The organism is Streptomyces griseobrunneus (assembly GCF_046713465.1).
Taxonomy (GTDB): domain Bacteria; phylum Actinomycetota; class Actinomycetes; order Streptomycetales; family Streptomycetaceae; genus Streptomyces; species Streptomyces microflavus.
The window spans coordinates 2,145,246-2,163,492 of sequence record NZ_CP177080.1 but is presented as its reverse complement, the minus strand read 5'-3'; the positions used below and the strand labels follow the sequence as shown (position 1 = coordinate 2,163,492).

15 protein-coding genes are annotated in these 18,247 nt (G+C 72.1%); 12 read left to right on the top strand and 3 right to left on the bottom strand.

Annotation, left to right across the window (positions count from 1 at the left end):
* Positions 1–5: 5 nt before the first annotated feature.
* Positions 6–752 carry an N-acetylmuramoyl-L-alanine amidase gene (locus tag ACK8N7_RS09445; protein ID WP_500441871.1) on the bottom strand — a complete coding sequence of 249 codons (747 nt, stop codon included), beginning with the start codon at positions 750–752 and terminating at the stop codon, positions 6–8.
* Between the two features lie 61 nt (positions 753–813).
* Between ACK8N7_RS09445 and mnmA the strand changes: the two genes are divergently transcribed.
* Positions 814–1,947: a tRNA 2-thiouridine(34) synthase MnmA gene (gene mnmA, locus ACK8N7_RS09440; protein WP_403214920.1), complete on the top strand. Its 1,134-nt coding sequence runs from the start codon at positions 814–816 to the stop codon at positions 1,945–1,947.
* An 85-nt stretch (positions 1,948–2,032) separates the two neighbouring features.
* Here the strand turns inward: mnmA and ACK8N7_RS09435 are convergent, their stop codons facing one another.
* Positions 2,033–2,848, bottom strand: a complete 816-nt coding sequence (locus tag ACK8N7_RS09435; protein ID WP_403214922.1) for an alpha/beta fold hydrolase — start codon at positions 2,846–2,848, stop codon at positions 2,033–2,035.
* Between the two features lie 77 nt (positions 2,849–2,925).
* The gene (locus tag ACK8N7_RS09430) at positions 2,926–3,261 is read right to left on the bottom strand and encodes a DUF427 domain-containing protein (RefSeq protein WP_403214924.1); all 336 of its coding nucleotides are present in this window, start codon (positions 3,259–3,261) and stop codon (positions 2,926–2,928) included.
* A 106-nt stretch (positions 3,262–3,367) separates the two neighbouring features.
* On the opposite strand from ACK8N7_RS09430, the gene ACK8N7_RS09425 reads away from it, so the two are divergent.
* From ACK8N7_RS09425 to ACK8N7_RS09375, 11 genes are all read left to right on the top strand, one after another.
* On the top strand, positions 3,368–3,907 hold the full coding sequence (locus tag ACK8N7_RS09425; RefSeq protein WP_403214926.1) for an LOG family protein: 540 nt from the start codon (positions 3,368–3,370) through the stop codon (positions 3,905–3,907).
* Between the two features lie 25 nt (positions 3,908–3,932).
* Positions 3,933–4,622, top strand: a complete 690-nt coding sequence (locus tag ACK8N7_RS09420; protein ID WP_403214928.1) for an SDR family oxidoreductase — start codon at positions 3,933–3,935, stop codon at positions 4,620–4,622.
* A 78-nt stretch (positions 4,623–4,700) separates the two neighbouring features.
* Positions 4,701–5,729: a methionine synthase gene (locus ACK8N7_RS09415; protein WP_500441868.1), complete on the top strand. Its 1,029-nt coding sequence runs from the start codon at positions 4,701–4,703 to the stop codon at positions 5,727–5,729.
* 32 nt (positions 5,730–5,761) lie between these two features.
* Positions 5,762–7,990, top strand: coding sequence for an NAD-dependent DNA ligase LigA (gene ligA / locus ACK8N7_RS09410; RefSeq protein ID WP_403214932.1), 2,229 nt, complete (start codon positions 5,762–5,764; stop codon positions 7,988–7,990).
* Positions 7,991–8,411: 421 nt separating this feature from the next.
* On the top strand, positions 8,412–10,565 hold the full coding sequence (locus ACK8N7_RS09405; protein WP_403214934.1) for a putative bifunctional diguanylate cyclase/phosphodiesterase: 2,154 nt from the start codon (positions 8,412–8,414) through the stop codon (positions 10,563–10,565).
* A gap of 300 nt (positions 10,566–10,865) precedes the next feature.
* Positions 10,866–11,162: an Asp-tRNA(Asn)/Glu-tRNA(Gln) amidotransferase subunit GatC gene (gene gatC, locus ACK8N7_RS09400; protein WP_003966094.1), complete on the top strand. Its 297-nt coding sequence runs from the start codon at positions 10,866–10,868 to the stop codon at positions 11,160–11,162.
* 5 nt (positions 11,163–11,167) lie between these two features.
* Positions 11,168–12,670: an Asp-tRNA(Asn)/Glu-tRNA(Gln) amidotransferase subunit GatA gene (gene gatA / locus ACK8N7_RS09395; protein WP_015611558.1), complete on the top strand. Its 1,503-nt coding sequence runs from the start codon at positions 11,168–11,170 to the stop codon at positions 12,668–12,670.
* Positions 12,671–12,675: 5 nt separating this feature from the next.
* A complete protein-coding gene (locus tag ACK8N7_RS09390; protein WP_018509752.1) occupies positions 12,676–12,909 on the top strand; it encodes a hypothetical protein in 234 nt (77 codons plus the stop codon).
* Positions 12,910–12,925: 16 nt separating this feature from the next.
* Positions 12,926–14,434, top strand: coding sequence for an Asp-tRNA(Asn)/Glu-tRNA(Gln) amidotransferase subunit GatB (gene gatB / locus ACK8N7_RS09385; protein WP_403214936.1), 1,509 nt, complete (start codon positions 12,926–12,928; stop codon positions 14,432–14,434).
* A 283-nt stretch (positions 14,435–14,717) separates the two neighbouring features.
* Positions 14,718–15,977 carry an SLC13 family permease gene (locus ACK8N7_RS09380; protein WP_403215266.1) on the top strand — a complete coding sequence of 420 codons (1,260 nt, stop codon included), beginning with the start codon at positions 14,718–14,720 and terminating at the stop codon, positions 15,975–15,977.
* Between the two features lie 133 nt (positions 15,978–16,110).
* On the top strand, positions 16,111–18,219 hold the full coding sequence (locus ACK8N7_RS09375) for a phosphocholine-specific phospholipase C (RefSeq protein ID WP_500441865.1): 2,109 nt from the start codon (positions 16,111–16,113) through the stop codon (positions 18,217–18,219).
* Positions 18,220–18,247 lie beyond the last annotated feature (28 nt).

Here is an 18,247-nt window from a genome sequence, read left to right as displayed (position 1 = left end):
GGCCGCTACTCCGCCTTCGCCGACGCGGAAGCCGTGGCTGTGGACGAGGGTGCGGGGGTGGGCGGTGCCGTCGCCGCCCGCCGCACCAGTTTCAGATAGCGGTCCCAGTCCCAGTGCGGCCCCGGGTCGGTGTGGTCGGTGCCCGGCACCTCCACGTGCCCGATGATGTGCTCCCGGTCGATGGGTATGCCGTACCGCGCGCAGATCGACGCCGTGAGCCGTGCCGAGGACTCGTACATCGCCTTGGTGAGGTCCTTCGGCCGGTCCACGAACCCCTCGTGCTCGATGCCGACGGCGCGCTCGTTGAAGGAGCGGTTGCCCGCCTGGTACGCCACGTCCAGCTCGCGGATCATCTGCACCACCCGCCCGTCCTGGCCCACGATGTAGTGCGTGGCGGCCCGGTGGGCGGGGTCCTGGAAGACCCGCACCGCGCTGTCGAAGCTGCCCTGGGTGACGTGGATGATCACCCGGTCGATCCCGAAGTCGCCCGGGCGGTCCGCCCGCCGCCAGTTCGCCTCGGACGCGGCGACCCAGGTGGCGCTCGCGTAGTCCAGCTCACCGGCCTTGCGCGGCTTCTCCACGCCGGGCACCCGCCACCACGCCCGCCTCACCTCGTCGCGCGTGAGCACGGCGACGGTGCCGGCCGCCACCACCGCACCGCCACCGATCAGCAGCGCGCGCCGGCTGACGCCGCCGGCGGGCTTCTTCCGTGACGGCTTTCGCGACGCCCGGGTGCTCCCGTTGTTCCCCATGTGATCGTGAACGTATATCCGCGAGCGTTCGGTTCCCGGCGACCCGTACCCTGGAGGGGCTATGACTCAGACCTCCCAGCGCCCCCTGCGTGTCCTCGCCGCGATGTCGGGCGGCGTGGACTCCGCCGTCGCCGCGGCCCGTGCCGCCGAGGCGGGCCACGACGTGACCGGTGTCCACCTCGCCCTCTCCGCGAACCCCCAGTCCTTCCGGACCGGGGCGCGCGGCTGTTGCACCATCGAGGACTCCCGGGACGCCCGCCGCGCGGCCGACGTCATCGGAATCCCGTTCTACGTCTGGGACCTCGCGGAACGCTTCCGCGAGGACGTCGTGGAGGACTTCGTCGCGGAGTACGAGGCCGGGCGCACGCCCAACCCGTGCCTCCGCTGCAACGAGAAGATCAAGTTCGCCGCGCTGCTCGACAAGGCCCTCGCCCTCGGCTTCGACGCCGTCTGCACCGGCCACTACGCCACGGTCGTGCTCGCCGAGGACGGCAGCCGCGAGCTGCACCGGGCCTCCGACATGGCCAAGGACCAGAGCTATGTGCTGGGCGTCCTGGACGAGAAGCAGCTCGCCCACGCCATGTTCCCGCTCGGCGACACGCTCACCACCAAGGACGAGATCCGCGCCGAGGCCGAGCGCCGGGGCCTCGCCGTGGCCAAGAAGCCCGACAGCCACGACATCTGCTTCATTGCCGACGGCGACACCCAGGGCTTCCTGGCGAACCGCCTCGGCGGCCCGGCCGAGGGCGACATCCTCGACGAGTCCGGCTCGAAGCTGGGCACCCACGACGGTGCGTTCGGCTTCACCATCGGCCAGCGCAAGGGCCTGAAGATCGGCCACCCCGCCGCCGACGGTAAGCCGCGCTACGTGCTGGACATCTCCCCGGTGAACAACACCGTCACCGTGGGCCCCGTCGAGGCCCTCGACGTGACCTCCCTGACCGCCATCAAGCCCCGCTGGTGCGGAACGCCTCCGGCCGGCCCGGGAACGTACACCGCCCAGCTCCGCGCCCACGGCGGCGAGACCGAGGTCACGGCCGAGCTGGTGGACGGCGAGCTGAACGTCACCTTCACCGAGCCGGTACGGGGTGTCGCCCCCGGCCAGGCGGTCGTGCTGTACGACGGCAGCCGGGTCGTCGGCTCGGCCACCATCGCGACGACGGTCCGCCGCGAGCGGGTCTCCTCAGGGGCCTGACACCCCGGCTCACGACGCCTGACGTACGCAGCTGACGGGTCCCCGGCTCACGACGCCTGGCGTACGCAGACGGCGGGGCCCCGCCTCACGACGCCTGGTGTACGTACACGTCCCGGGCGAAGAAGTCCGCCAGCACCGGGGCGATCACCTGCGGCGCCACCTCGCGCATCTGGCCCGTCAGTGTGCGGTGCCGGGCGCGGGGCAGGGCCTCGGCCAGGGTCCTGGTGGACGCCCGGGCCCGGGCCGAGCTGAAGCCGCCGCAGACCACCAGCGTGCGTGCGGTGACCGAGGCGAACCGCGCGACCGGGACCGCCCCGTTGCCCAGCAGCGCGTCGTCGTACGCCAGCGTGTGCGCCAGCGCCTCCAGGCCCGGCCACAGGGGCGCGCGCCGCATCCGGGCCACCGTCGCCGCGTCGACGCCCGTCGCGGTCAGGAACAGCTCCACCGCCCCGGCCCGGTCCCCGTCCGCCAGCAGCCGGTGCAGCCGGGCCGTGCAGCGGGCCTTGAAGAGGAGGCCGGAGGCGCCGGGGGTGTAGGGCGGCTCGTAGACGGCGAGCAGGTCGACGGGGAGCCCGGCGGCGGCCGCCTCCAGGGCCAGCGCCCCGCCGGAGGACATCCCGAAGACGCAGGCGCCGGGCCCCGCCGCGGCCACGACGGCGTTCAGGTCCTCGATCTCCCGGCGCACGCGGACGGCCCCCGCGCCCCCGTGCCCGGCGTCACCGCCGGCGCCGCGGCCCCGGCGGTCGTAGGTGACCACGGTGAAGCGCGGCGCCAGCAGCGCCGCCAGGGGCGCGTCGGTCGCCGCGGTGCTCAGCGCCCCGCCGACCAGCACCAGCGGTGGCCCCTCGCCCTGGCGGCGGTAGGCGATCGGTGTGCCGTCGGCGGAGAGAATCCTGTCCATGGGAGGAGAGACCGGGGCGGGCCGCGAAACTCATCGCACGGACGGCAGAAACTTCCGGGAAGCTCGCCGGCCGCAGGTCAGCCGGTCACGGTCTCCGTCTCGTAGAAGCAGAAGTGGTCCTTGACGGCGGCGACTTCGGGCTTCGGGTCCGGGTAGGCCCACACGAGATCGGCGGCGCCGGGGAGCGACCAGTAGGAGGCGTCCCCCTTGAACGGGCAGTGGGTGCTGGTGTCCGAAGGGGTGAGCAGCTCGGTGCGGACGTCCTCGGGCGGCAGGTAGTAACGGTCCGGACAGCCCGTCTCGCGCAGTACGAGGGGGCGGCGGCTCTCGGCCAGCACCTGGCCCGCGTGGACCGCCCTGACGTGCACGGCGCCCGGCTCGACGGTGATGTGGTGTCCTCGGGTGGAAGTCATGCCTCTCTCAGCGGCGTACGGGCCGGGAATCTTCCCCGCCCGCCCCCGTTGACCGGAATCCTCACCGGAACGGGGGAGTGTCCGAGGCGGGTCGTACGGTGGCTCCATGAACATCTGCGTCTTCCTCTCCGCCGCCGACCTCGACGACCGCTACACCGTGCCCGCCCGGGAGTTCGCCGAACTGCTCGGCAGAGGCGGGCACACCCTGGTCTGGGGCGGTTCGGAGAGTGGCCTGATGAAGGTCGTCGCGGACGGCGTGCAGGCGGCGGGCGGGCGGCTCGTGGGGGTCTCGGTCGACTTCCTCGCCGCGAGCGCCAGGGAGAACGCCGACGAGATGGTGATCGCCCGTGATCTCGCCGAGCGAAAGGCCCTCCTCCTGGAGAAGTCGGACGCGATCGTGATCATGGTCGGCGGGACCGGGACGCTGGACGAGGCCACCGAGATCCTGGAGCTGAAGAAGCACGGCAAGCACACCAAGCCGGTCGTCCTGCTCAACACGGCGGGCTTCTACGACGGGCTGCGCGAGCAGTTCCAGCGGATGGAGGACGAGGGGTTCCTCCCGGTGCCCCTGACCGACCTGGTCTTCTTCGCCAAGGACGGCGTCGGCGCACTGGCGTACCTGGAGGAGTCCGCCGGACTCCAGTGATCACGGCTCCCCCTAGGATCGCCCCATGCCTACCCACCTCATCACCGGCGCCGGTTCCGGCATCGGGGCCGCTGTCGCCCGCCGTCTCCTGGAGCGCGGCGACGACCTCGTCCTGCTCGCCCGCGACGCCGGCCGCGCCAAGGAGTTCGCCGACCGCTACCCGGGTGCGCGGACGCTCGTCGGCGACCTCTCCAACCCCGACCGGCTCTCCTGGGCGTTCGGCCAGCAGCCCATGCCCGAGCGGGTCGACACCCTGCTGCACATCGCGGGCGTCGTCGAGCTCGGCGCGGTGGGGGAGCTCACCCCCAAGTCCTGGCACTTCCAGCTCAACGCCAACCTGATCGCCCCCGCCGAGATCACCCGCCTCCTCGTCCCGCAGCTCCGCGCCGCCCAGGGCCACGTCCTGTTCGTGAACTCCGGCGCCGGGCTCGCCGCCCACGCCGGATGGAGCGCGTACGCCGCGAGCAAGCACGGCCTCAAGGCGCTCGCCGACTCGCTGCGCCACGAGGAGCACGGCAACGGGGTGCGTGTCACCTCCGTCTACCCCGGGCGCACCGCCAGCCCCATGCAGGCCAAGGTGCACCAGCAGGAGGGCAAGGAGTACGACGCCGCTCAGTGGATCGACCCCGAGTCGGTGGCCACCACGATCCTGATGGCGATCGACCTGCCGCGCGACGCCGAGGTGAACGACCTCACCGTCCGCCCCGGCCGCTGACCCCGGAAGCCGTTCCCGGCCGCTGACCCCGGCGCCCCGCGTACGCCGAGCGCACGCGGGGGACCGTAGGCTTCCGGCGTGAGCGAGAAGAGCAAGTTGAGCGGGTGCCCGGCGACCGGGATCGGGTCGATGCCCGGCGGAGACGCGAGGGAGGCGGCGAAGACCGTCACCGGCTCCTTCGTCGACGGCCAGGGCATGCCGTACCTGGCGGAACTGCCCGCCCGCGGGCCTGGCGCGGACATGATCGGCCGGACCATCGGCATGCTCGTCGAGATGTACGGCCACGTCGAGCCGAGCGGCTGGCGGATCAGCGACCGGCCCGGCCGCGACACCCGGCGCGCCCGCTCCTGGCTGGGGGAGGACCTGGACGCCCTGGAGGAGTTCACCCAGGGGTACGAGGGCCTGCTCAAGGTCCAGGCCGTCGGCCCGTGGACGCTGGCCGCGGGTCTGGAACTGCGCGGCGGCGAGGCGATGCTCGGCGACCCCGGGGCCTGCCGCGACCTGGCCGGATCACTGGCCGAGGGGCTCCGCTCCCACCTCGCCGAGGTGCGGCGCCGGATGCCCGGGGCCGAGGTGGTCCTCCAACTGGACGAGCCCTCCCTGACCGCCGTCCTGCTGGGCCGGGTCCGCTCCGCCAGCGGCTACCGCACCTACCGGGCCGTCGACCGCCAGGTCGTCGAGTCGGCCCTGCGCGACGTCCTCGCCGTCGCGGGCGAGGACGGGACCACGATCGTCCACTCCTGCGCCCCCGAAGTGCCCTTCGCGCTGCTGCGCCGGGCCGGGGTGGACGGAATCTCGTTCGACTTCTCCCTCCTCACGGAGCGTGAGGAGGAGACGATCGGAGAAGCGGTCGAAGGCGGTACCCAGTTGTTCCTGGGCGTGGTGCCCTCCACCGACGCGGCAACGACGGCATTGTCAGACCCGGGCGGTAGCGTCATGGGGGTCAGGACGCTGTGGAGCAGGCTGGGGCTGAATCCGGGGACTCTCGCCGAGTCCGTCGCGATCACCCCGTCGTGCGGTCTCGCGGGTGCGTCGCCCGCATACGCCCGCACCGCGCTCGCCCACAGCGCCCGGGCGGCGAGGTCGCTCGCAGACAACCCTGAGTGACGGGGACGACGGGCAAACGGGAGGACGGGACGATGGCCGGCGAACAGCGGGTGGAGCAGGAGAGCTCGGTTCCGGCGGACGTGCGGGAGGAGCACGCGCTGCTGGCCGAGAAGGTCGAGGAGCACCGCTTCCGGTATTACGTGAAGGACCAGCCGGTCGTCAGCGACGCCGACTTCGACCGGCAGATGCGTGCGCTGGAGGCACTGGAGGAGCAGCACCCGGCGCTGCGCACACCGGACTCCCCGACCCAGAAGGTGGCAGGGCCCTACCGCACGGAGTTCACCTCCGTCGAGCACCGCGAGCGCATGCTCTCCCTGGACAACGCCTTCGACGACGAGGAGCTGGCCGCCTGGGCCGAGCGAGTCGCCAAGGACGTCGGCACGCCCGACCACCACTTCCTCTGCGAGCTCAAGGTGGACGGCCTCGCCGTCAACCTCACCTACGAGCACGGCCGGCTGACCCGCGCGGCGACCCGGGGCGACGGCCGTACCGGCGAGGACATCACCCCCAACGTCCGGACCATCGCGGAGATCCCGCACCGCCTGAAGGGCGACGGCATTCCCGCCCTGGTCGAGATCCGGGGCGAGGTCTTCTTCCCGATGGAGGCCTTCGAGGAGCTGAACGCCCGGCTGGTGGCCGCCGACGACAAGCCGTTCGCCAACCCGCGCAACGCGGCGGCCGGTTCGCTGCGCCAGAAGGACCCGAAGATCACCGCAACCCGTCCGCTCCACATGGTGGTGCACGGCATCGGCGCCCACGAGGGCCTCACCATCGACCGCCTCTCCCAGGCCTACGAACTCCTCCACTCCTGGGGCCTGCCCACCGCCCAGCACAACAAGGTCGTCGACTCCCTCGCAGGCGTACGGGAGTTCATCGCGTACTTCGGTGAGCACCGGCACTCCGTGGAGCACGAGATCGACGGGGTCGTCGTCAAGCTCGACGAGATCCCGCTCCAGGGACGGCTGGGCTCCACCTCGCGCGCCCCGCGCTGGGCCATCGCCTGGAAGTACGCCCCCGAAGAGGTCAACACCAAGCTGGTCAACATCCGCGTCGGTGTCGGCCGCACCGGCCGCGTCACGCCGTACGCCCAGGTCGAGCCGGTCGAAGTGGCCGGTTCCGAGGTCGAGTTCGCCACCCTCCACAACCAGAACGTGGTCAAGGCCAAGGGCGTCCTCATCGGCGACACCGTGGTCATCCGCAAGGCGGGCGACGTCATCCCGGAGATCCTCGGCCCCGTCGTCGACCTGCGCGACGGCACCGAGAAGGCGTTCGAGATGCCGGCCCACTGCCCCGAGTGCGGTACGGAGCTGCGCCCGATGAAGGAGGCCGACATCGACCTCCGCTGCCCCAACGCCCGCACCTGCCCCGCCCAGTTGCGCGAGCGGGTCTTCTACCTCGCGGGGCGCAAGAGTCTGGACATCGACCACTTCGGCTATGTGGCCGCCGCCGCTCTCACCCGGCCCCTGGAGCCCGCCGAGCCCGTCCTGCGGGACGAGAGCGACCTGTTCGACCTCACCATCGAGCAGCTGCTGCCGATCCGGGCGTACGTCCTGGACCAGGACAGCGGTCTGCCCAAGCGCGACCCGAAGACCGGTGAGGAGAAGATCGCGACCGTCTTCGCCAACCAGCAGGGCGAGCCCAAGAAGAACGCTGTGGCCATGCTGGAGGGCATCGCCGCCGCGAAGGAGGCGCCGCTGGCCCGGATCCTCACCGGGCTCTCCATCCGGCACGTCGGTCCGGTCGCCGCCCAGGAGCTGGCCCGTCAGTTCCGCTCCATCGACCGCATCGACGAGGCGACCGAGGAGGAACTGGCCGACGCCGACGGCGTCGGGGCCATCATCGCGGCCTCCGTCAAGCAGTGGTTCGCCGAGGACTGGCACCGCGAGATCCTGCGCAAGTGGCGCGAGGCCGGGGTCCGGATGGCCGACGAAGGAGCGGACGAGGAGCAGGGCCCCCGCCCCCTCGAAGGGCTCACCGTCGTCGTCACCGGCACCCTCACCGCCTACACCAGGGACGGTGCGAAGGAGGCGCTCCAGAGCCTCGGGGCGAAGGTCACCGGATCGGTGTCGAAGAAGACCGCGTTCGTGGTCGTCGGCGACAACCCCGGCTCCAAGTACGACAAGGCCATGCAGCTGAAGGTCCCCGTGCTGGACGAGGACGGGTTCGCCGTCCTCCTCGAACAGGGCCCCGACGCCGCCCGGGAGGCGGCCCTGCCGGTGCCGGAGCCGGCGGCACCCGAGCCGGAAGCGGCCCCGGAGTAGCCCGGAAGCAGCCCCGGAGTGGCTCGGGAGTAGCCGTGGAGTAGCCCGGGAGTGGGCCCGCCCGTCCCCCGCGACCCGCCCGCCACTCCCGGACATGCACTGTTCGCCTTATCGAGACGACTTCGAGACGCGGCCCCGGCGTGGCGCGCCCCCGGTGGGGAAGAAACGGGGCAGAGGGGCGAAGAAGGGTCGGCCGGAGCCCGAACGGCCCACAGGTATCACCCGTTCGGCGCATAGCAGATGGTGACGGGTAGTCGGTTCGCCTTCGGCAAGAGCTGTAGAGCGCTGCCCCTGGAAGCCCTTCGCGGCCTACTGTTGAGGGGTAGCGCCTGCCGTGCACGGCTGCCTTCCCGGGGCCGTGTGAGCAAGAGGGCGGGGGCCACCGAGGGACTTCGGCACTGCCGGCTGTGAGAGGGACGGAATGAAACCGACCGAGAGCGCCGCCCCGGTGTCGCGGCTGCAAGGTTTCGTCGGCCTCACGTCCCCCGTGGGTGCCGGCGTCATAGGGACCGCCGCGTTACTCCTGGCGGCCGGCTTCTACCTGACGGTGCGCAGCGGCCACGCGCTCTTCCCGGACGGTGCCGTGGGCTGGTCGCTCGCCGTGCTCACCGGGATCATCGTCGGCCACCTGGTCGCGCTGGGCCGCGACCGCTGGTGGGGTGGCACCGGATCCGGGGCCGCCCTCACCCTCGCCGTGCTGCTGCTCTTCGGCTGGCTGCCCGCGGGTCTGGTCAGCCTGGTCGTCGTGGTGCTCGTCGGGAGCGCCCGCAGACACCGCTGGTGGCAGGGGCTCCTGCACGGTGCGGTGGACATCCTCGGCATCGCGGCGGCGGCGCTCGTGCTGGCCGCGTTCGGCGAGGTGCCGACCGTGGAGAGGCCCTGGCTGCCACTCGACTGGGGCATCGGCGCCGTACCGGAACTGCTCCTGACGGCGTCGACGTACCTGCTCGTCACCCGGGTCCTGCTGTGGTACGCGGGAGCGCCCCAGAACGGCGGGCTGCCGACCATCGCCCGCACCGCCCTGCTGCGCCAGGGGCTCGTCGCCGTCGCCCTGCTCGGTCTCGCCCCGCTGATCTGTGTCGTCGCGATGTCCATGCCGGTCGTGCTGCCGCTCTTCGCGGTGCCGCTGATCGCCCTGGACTCCACGCTCTGGATCGCCCGGGCCCGCGCCGAGGAGCAGCTGCGCGACCCGCTGACCGGTCTGCCCAACCGCCAGTGGCTGCTGGAACGGGCCTGGTCGGCGCTGGAGGACGCCGAGAGCGTGGGCACCAGGTCGGCGCTGGTCCTGATCGACCTCGACCGCTTCCGCGCGGTCAACGACACCCTCGGCCACCTCGCCGGTGACCGGCTGCTGCTCCAGATAGCGGAACGCCTCCGCCTCGCCCTGCCGTGCGGCGCCGAGGCGGCCCGGCTCGGCGGCGACGAGTTCGCCGTACTCCTGCCGCAGGCCGACTCGACCACCAGCGCCCAGCGGGTGGCCCGCCACCTGGTCGCCGAGCTGTCCTCGCCGCTCGACCTGGACGGGCTGGTCCTCGTGCTGGAGGCCAGTGCCGGGGTCGCCGTCTACCCCGACCACGCGCTGGACGCCGAGGGGCTGCTGCGCCGCGCGGACGTCGCGATGTACCAGGCCAAGCGGGACCGGACGGGCGTGGAGGTGTACGAGTCGAAGCGGGACAGCAACACCCCCGACCGGCTCGGGCTCCTGGGCGATCTGCGCCGGGCGCTGGACGCGGGCGACGTCGAGCTGCACTACCAGCCCAAGGTCCGCTTCGACGGGCAGGTCGCCGGTCTGGAGGCGCTGGTGCGCTGGGTGCATCCGGAGCGCGGCCGGGTCCCCCCGGACGAGTTCATCGCCATCGCGGAGTCGTCCGGCCTGATGCCGCACCTCACGGAGTACGTGCTGGAGACGGCGCTGGCCCAGGTCGCCCGGTGGCGGGCGCAGGGTCTCTTCGTCCCGGTCGCGGTCAACGTGTCCCCGCGCGACGTGCACACCCCGGGCTTCGCGGGCGGCGTCGCGGCCCGGCTCGCCCGCCACGGCGTCCCGGCCGCGGCGCTCCAGCTGGAGATCACCGAGCACGTCCTGCTGGAGGACCCCCAGCGGGCCGCCGACACCCTGGCCGGGCTGACGGCGCACGGCGTGAAGATGTCCCTCGACGACTTCGGCACCGGCTACTCCTCCCTCGTACACCTGCGCAGGCTGCCGGTGAGCGAGCTGAAGATCGACCGCTCCTTCGTGGCCCGGCTCGCCGTCGACCACGAGGACGCGGAGATCGTCCGCTGCACGATCGACCTGGCCCACTCGCTCGGCCTGGTCGTCGTCGCCGAAGGGGTGGAGGACGACGAGACCTGGGAGCGGCTGCGGGACCTGCGGTGCGACGCGGTGCAGGGCTGGCTGGTGGCGGCCGCGATGCCGCCCCAGGAGACGACGGCCTGGCTGCGGGCGCGCGGCGAGCACGGCTGGCGGCGCCCCGCGGAGCTGGCGGCGCAGGCGGCCGCCGCCGCGGCCAACGGGAAGCCGGACGCTGAGCAGCACCCGACCCAGGGGCGTACGGTCTCGGGTCCGGCGACGGCCTGAGCCACGGCCCCGGGCTCGTACCGAAAACGTCCGAAAGGGGTGGGCCGATCGGGGTGGGGCACCCGCTCGCGGGGGACCCCATAGGATTGGGGGTCGGTGGCACATTTCCACCTGCCGCCCGACGCCTGGCACGCACGCTCGCCGCGTTGCCGAAACGCCCACGTGGCTCCGCCACGAGGGCGCTCCGGCGCCTTGCGATCGCACGCACCAGACGCCGCGCGGCCCGTCCTCCGGACGGACGGTGGAAATGTGCCACCGACCCCCAGCCAAAACCACACACCAACCCCTGAGGATCGCTGCATGCCTGGCATCACGCGCGAGGAGGTCGCCCACCTCGCCCGGCTGGCGCGTCTGGAGCTGAAGGGCGAAGAGCTCGATCACTTCGCCGGTCAGCTCGACGACATCATCGGCGCGGTCGCCCGCGTCTCCGAGGTCGCCGACCAAGACGTACCGCCGACCTCCCACCCGCTGCCGCTGACCAACGTCATGCGCGCGGACGAGGTCCGTCCGTCGCTCACCCCCGCGCAGGCGCTCTCCGGCGCCCCGGCCCAGGAGCAGCAGCGTTTCAAGGTGCCGCAGATCCTGGGGGAGGACTAACCGCCATGACGGACATCAGCACCATCATCAAGCTCACCGCGGCCGAGATCGCCGCGAAGATCGCCTCCGGCGAGCTCACGGCCGTCGAGGTCACCGAGGCCCACCTGGCCCGGATCGACGCGGTCGACGAGAAGGTCCACGCCTTCCTGCACATCGACCGCGAGGGCGCGCTCGCCCAGGCCCGTGCCGTGGACGCCAAGCGCGAGGCGGGCGAGAAGCTCGGCCCGCTGGCCGGTGTCCCGCTCGCGCTGAAGGACATCTTCACCACCAAGGACATGCCGACCACCGTCGGTTCCAAGATCCTCGAAGGCTGGGTCCCGCCGTACGACGCGACGGTCACCCAGCGCCTGCGGGCCGCCGACGTCGTCATCCTCGGCAAGACCAACATGGACGAGTTCGCCATGGGGTCCTCCACCGAGAACAGCGCCTACGGTCCCACCGGCAACCCGTGGGACCTCACCCGCATCCCCGGCGGCTCCGGCGGCGGCTCCTCCGCCGCCCTCGCCTCCTACGAGGCACCGCTCGCCATCGGCACGGACACCGGCGGCTCGATCCGCCAGCCCGCCGCCGTCACCGGCACCGTCGGCGTCAAGCCCACCTACGGCGGCGTCTCCCGCTACGGCATGGTCGCCTTCTCGTCCTCCCTGGACCAGGGCGGGCCCTGCGCCCGTACGGTCCTGGACGCGGCGCTGCTCCACGAGGCCATCGCCGGGCACGACCCGCTGGACTCGACCTCCATCGACGCCCCGGTCCCGCCGGTCGTCGAGGCCGCGCGCAACGGCTCCGTTCAGGGCATGCGCGTCGGCGTCGTCAAGCAGTTCCGCGGCGAGGGGTACCAGGCGGGCGTCCTCCAGCGCTTCGACGAGTCGGTCGAGCTGCTGAAGTCGCTGGGCGCGGATGTCGTCGAGCTGGACTGCCCCTCCTTCGACCTGGCGCTCTCCGCGTACTACCTGATCGCGCCGTCCGAGTGCTCCTCCAACCTGGCCCGCTTCGACGCCATGCGCTACGGCCTGCGGGTCGGCGACGACGGCACGAAGTCGGCCGAGGAGGTCACCGCGCTGACCCGCGAGGCCGGCTTCGGCGACGAGGTCAAGCGCCGCATCATCCTGGGGACGTACGCGCTCAGCTCCGGCTACTACGACGCGTACTACGGCTCGGCACAGAAGGTCCGCACCCTCATCACCCGGGACTTCGAGAAGGCCTTCGAGCAGGTCGACGTCATCGTCTCCCCGACGACGCCGACCACCGCCTTCCCGATCGGCGAGCGCGCCGACGACCCGATGGCGATGTACCTCGCGGACCTGTGCACGATCCCGACCAACCTGGCCGGCAACTCCGCCATGTCGCTCCCCTGCGGCCTGGCACCCGAGGACGGTCTGCCGGTCGGCCTGCAGATCATCGCCCCCGCCATGAAGGACGACCGGCTCTACAAGGTCGGAGCGGCCGTCGAAGCCGCGTTCGTGGAAAAGTGGGGGCACCCGCTGCTTGAGGAGGCTCCGTCGCTGTGAGTGCCATGGCAAAGAAGGCCAGTAACTTCAAGAAGTCCAAGACCGGGCTGTACGTCGCGCTCGGCAGTACCGCGTTCGGCGCGATCAGCGTCGCCAAGCAGGCGAAGCTCGCCCGCAACGACAACGACGTGCTGCGTCTCGTCGACGCGGCCGTCTCCGCGGCCGCCATCGTCACCGGACTCGCGATCCTCTATCGCGAACTGAAGCGTCTGGGCGACGACGACGTCCTGCTGGGCTGAGAGGGAAAGTTTCACCGTGACTGTCACCGACCTGGTGTCGTACGAGGACGCGCTCGCGTCCTACGACCCCGTCATGGGCCTCGAAGTCCATGTCGAACTCGGCACCAAGACCAAGATGTTCTGCGGCTGCTCCACGGAGCTGAAGCAGGACGCCAACTCCCAGACCTGTCCGGTCTGTCTCGGGCTGCCCGGCGCACTGCCGGTGGTCAACGAGATCGGCGTGGAGTCGGCCATCAAGATCGGTCTCGCGCTCAACTGCGAGATCGCCGAGTGGTGCCGCTTCGCCCGGAAGAACTACTTCTATCCGGACATGCCGAAGAACTTCCAGACCTCCCAGTACGACGAGCCGATCGCCTTCAACGGCTATCTGGACGTCCAGCTGGAGGACGGCGAGATCTTCCGGGTGCAGATCGAGCGCGCCCACATGGAGGAGGACACCGGCAAGTCGACGCACGTCGGCGGTGCCACCGGCCGTATCCACGGCGCGTCCCACTCCCTGCTCGACTACAACCGGGCCGGCATCCCGCTCATCGAGATCGTCACCAAGCCGATCGAGGGAGCCGGTGCCCGCGCCCCCGAGGTCGCCAAGGCGTACGTCGCCGAGCTCCGCGAGCTGATCAAGGCTCTCGGGGTCTCCGAGGCGCGCATGGAGATGGGCCAGATGCGCTGCGACGTCAACCTGTCGCTGCGCCCGCACGGCCGCGAGGCGTTCGGTACCCGCTCCGAGACGAAGAACGTGAACTCGCTGCGTTCCGTCGAGCGGGCCGCGCGCTACGAGGTCCAGCGGCACGCCGCCGTGCTGTCCTCGGGCGGCACCATCGTGCAGGAGACCCGGCACTTCCACGAGGAGGACGGCTCCACCACGGCAGGCCGCATCAAGGACAACGCCGAGGACTACCGCTACTTCCCCGAGCCGGATCTGGTGCCTGTGGCACCCGCCCGCGACTGGGTCGAGGAGCTCCGCAAGGGCCTCCCCGAGCTGCCCCGGCTGCGGCGCGCCCGGCTCAAGGAGGAGTGGGGTGTCAACGCCCACGACATGCAGTCCATCCTCAACGCGGGCGCGGTCGACCTGATCGTCGCCACGACCGAGGCGGGCGCACCCTCGGACCAGGCCCGCAAGTGGTGGATGGGCGAGCTGGCCCGTAACGCCAACGAGACCGGCCGCGGCCTGGACGAGCTCCCGATCACCCCGGCGCAGGTCGCCCGGGTGGCCGCGCTCGTAGCCGCGGGCGACCTCAACGACAAGCTGGCCCGCCAGGTCCTCGAGGGTGTCCTCGCGGGCGAGGGCGACCCGGACACCGTCGTCGAGAAGCGCGGCCTGAAGGTCGTCTCGGACGAGGGCGCGCTGTCCACGGCCGTGGACGAGGCCATCGCGGGCAACGCGGCCATCGCGGACAAGATCCGCGCCGGCAAGGTCGCGGCGGCGGGCGCGCTCGTCGGCGCGGTCATGAAGGCCACCCGCGGCCAGGCGGACGCGGCGCGTGTGCGCGAGCTGATCCTGGAGAAGCTCGGCGCCGAGGGCTGATCCCGGCCGATCACGTCCTGAAGGGGCGGTGCACCCGTATTCACGACGGGCGCACCGCCCCTTCAGCGGTGCGGTGGCCCCACCCGTGCGAAGCCGTCCCGCCCGTGCCGAGGGTGTCCTGCCCGTTCAGCGGTGCGGGGCCGGCCCGTGCCGAGGGTGTCCTGCCCGTTGAGCGGTGCGGGGCCCGCCCGTGCCGAAGCCGTCCCGCCCCTTCAGCCTCGCGGTGGCCCCGTCCGCCCCGAAAGCCGTCCCGCCGACCCTTCCCCGCCCCTGAGAGACCCCCCTGAACACCGTCACCGCCGAGCTCGTCGCCTTCGCCCTCCTCCTGGGCGTCCTCGCCTTCGCCGTCGTACGTCCGAGGGGCCTGCCGGAGGCGACCGTCGCCGTGCCCGCCGCCGTCCTCGTGGTGGCCGTGGGGGCGGTGACCTGGCCCGAGGCCCGGGAGCAGGTCGGTGAGCTGCTGCCCGTCGTCGGGTTCCTCGCCGCGATCCTGGTGCTGGCCCAGCTCTGCGCCGACGAAGGGCTCTTCCGGGCCGCCGGGGATTTGGTGGCCCGTGCCTGCAGGGGCCAGACCGGCCCCCTGCTCGGCGGGGTCTTCGTCGTCGCCTCCCTCATCACCGCCGTCCTCAGCCTGGACGCCACCGTGGTCCTGCTGACCCCGGTCGTCCTCGCCACCGCCGCCCGGGTCGGCGCGCGGCCGCGCCCGTACGTCTACGCCTGCGCGCACCTCGCCAACTCCGCCTCCCTCCTGCTCCCCGTCTCCAACCTCACCAACCTCCTGGCGTTCACCGCGAGCGGCCTCTCCTTCACCCGGTTCGCCGCGCTGATGGCGCTGCCGTGGCTGGCCGCGATCGCCGTCGAGTACGCGGTGTTCCGCCGCGCGTTCAAGGCCGACCTGGCCGCCGGGGCGCACGCGCCGGATCCCGAGGCGGAGCGCACGCCCGTACCCGTCTTCACGCTCGTCGTGCTGGGGCTGACCCTGGCCGGGTTCGTCGTCACCTCGTTCGCGGGGGCCGAGCCGCTGTGGGCGGCGCTGGCGGGGGCGGCGGTGCTCGCGGTACGGGCGCTGGCCAAGCGGGAGACCACGCCGGCCGCCGTCGTCCGCTCGGCCAACCCGCTGTTCTGCCTCTTCGTCCTCGCGCTCGGTGTCGTCGTCAAGGCGGTCGTCGACAACGGCCTGGGGGACGGGATCGCCGCCCTCCTCCCCGACGGCGACACGCTGCCCGCACTGCTCGGCGTCGCCGTGGTCGCGGCGCTGCTGGCCAACCTGATCAACAACCTGCCCGCGATCCTCGCCCTGCTCCCGATCGTCGCGGCGGCCGGTCCCGGACCACTGCTCGCCGCCCTGATCGGGGTGAACATCGGCCCCAACCTCACGTACGTCGGCTCCCTCGCCACGCTCCTGTGGCGCCGTATCCTGCACGCCCACGGGGACGCCCCCGAGCTCGGCCACTTCACCCGGCTGGGACTCGCGACCGTACCGGCGACGCTCCTCGCCTCGACGCTCGCGCTCTGGGGATCGCTGCACCTCATCGGGGTGTGACGGCCCCGGTACGCGGGGTTGGACTTTCCGGTCCGACCTCTTGGACGTTCACCACCGGGCCGTACGCAGTCCTTCCCGGCGCCACCTGGCCTGACTAGCTTCCCGGCTGTAACCACCGAATCGGGAGGCTCTTTTGACCACGGACATGTCACGGCGGCGGCTCTTCGCCCTCGGCGGGGGCGCGCTCGGCGCCGCTGCGGCCGGATCGTTCCTGCCGCCGTCGCTCCAGGCAGCCATCGCCGCGCAGCCCGCCCACGCGGGGTCCGGAGGCGGAGGGCTGAGGTCCATCAAGCATGTGGTGGTCCTCATGCAGGAGAACCGTTCCTTCGACCACTACTTCGGCACCCTGCGCGGTGTACGCGGCTTCGGCGACCGCAACGCCATCGAGCTGCCCACCGGCGGGACCGTCTTCGAGCAGCCCGGCGCGTCCGGCGCCACCGTCCTGCCCTTCCCGGTGCGCGGGGCCGCCGAGGCGCAGAAGAAGGACCTCCAGTACATCGGCGCCCTCGACCACTCCTGGAACGGCGGCGCGAAGGCCTGGGGCGGCGGCTGGATGAACGGCTGGATCAGCGCGAAGACCGCGGCGACCATGGCCTACTACGACCGCCGCGACATCCCGCTCCACTACGAGCTGGCCGACACCTTCACCGTCTGCGACGCCTACCACTCCTCGATCCACACCTCCACCAGCCCCAACCGCAACCACCTGTGGAGCGGGAAGACCGGCTTCGAGCCGAACGGGAAGCGGGCCGTCGGCAACGACGCGTACAGCGAGGGCAGCCACCCCGGCTACGACTGGTCCACCTACGCCGAGCGGCTGGAGAAGGCCGGGCGGAGCTGGCGGACGTACACCGAGTGGGAGAACTTCACCGACAACCAGATCGAGTTCTACGCCACCTTCAAGGCCATCGCCCGCAAGGCGCTCGCCCGCACTGGCGGCCATACGTACATGGAGGCGTTCTACGCCAAGGTCCGGAGCGCCTCCGCGGGGGAGCGGGAGCGGCTGCTCGGGCTGCTGGAGGAGGGCGTCGCCACCCTCACCCGGCACGAGCGCAGCCTCTTCGAGCGGGGGCTGCGCCGGGTCCCCACGGGCACGCTTGCGGACGAGTTCGCCAAGGACGTGGCGGCCGGGACGCTGCCGGAGGTCTCCTACCTGGTCCCCTCGGCGATCGACTCCGAGCACCCGAGCGTCTCCTCACCGGTGCACAGCGCCACCATCGTCTACAAGATCCTGGACGCGCTGGGCCGGAACCCGGACGTCTGGCGCCACACCGCCGTGCTGATCAACTACGACGAGAACGACGGCTTCTTCGACCACGTACCGCCGCCCGTCGCGCCCCCCGAGGTGACCGACGAGCAGTGGGAGGGCCGCCCGACCGGCCTGGGAATCCGGGTGCCGCTGCTCGTCGTCTCGCCGTGGACCGTCGGCGGCTACGTCTGCTCCGAGGTCTTCGACCACACCTCCGTCATCCGCTTCCTGGAGCGCTGGACCGGTGTGAAGGAGCCCAACATCAGCGACTGGCGGCGCCGCGTCACCGGCGACCTCACCTCCGCCTTCGACTTCACCCGGCCCCGGCGGCAGCCCGTCGTGCAGCGGCCGGGGACGATCCCGCCGCTCAGCGGCCGCTGGCAGCCCAAACCCCCGGCCGTCCAGCACCTCCCCGAGCAGGAGCCCGGCGCACGCCCGGCGCGCCCGCTGCCGTACCAGCCGGACGCCGAGGTCAGGAGGGTGCACGACGGCCTGCGGGTGGAGCTCGGCAACAGCGGCCGGTCCTCGGCGCACTTCACGCTCTACCCGTACGCCGGTGAGTTCGCGGCCCCGCTCCACAAGGATGTCCGGTCCTCGGCGCACTGGACCGTCCCGCTGACAGGGGAGACGTACCGGTTCACGGTCACCGGGCCGAACGGCTTCCGGCGGGAGTTCGCCGGACCGGCCGCGGGGAGCGCCGAGGTCACCACCCGGATCGACACCCGTGACCGCGATGTCCACCTCACCCTGCGCAACACCGGCCGCCGGAACCTGACCTTCCTGGTACGGCCCCTCGGCTATGTCGACGAGGACGACCTGCGGGACTGGACCCGCCGGGTCACGGTCAAGCCGGGCCGCAGCCGTACGGTCGTGCACTCGGCGGCCGACGCCCACGGCTGGTACGACCTCGCCGTCACGGCCGACGGGGAGGACACCTTCCGGCGGCGGCTCATGGGGCACATCGAGAACGGCCGCGCGAGCGTCTCCGGCTGACCGGAGCCGACGGTTCCAGGGCCTGATC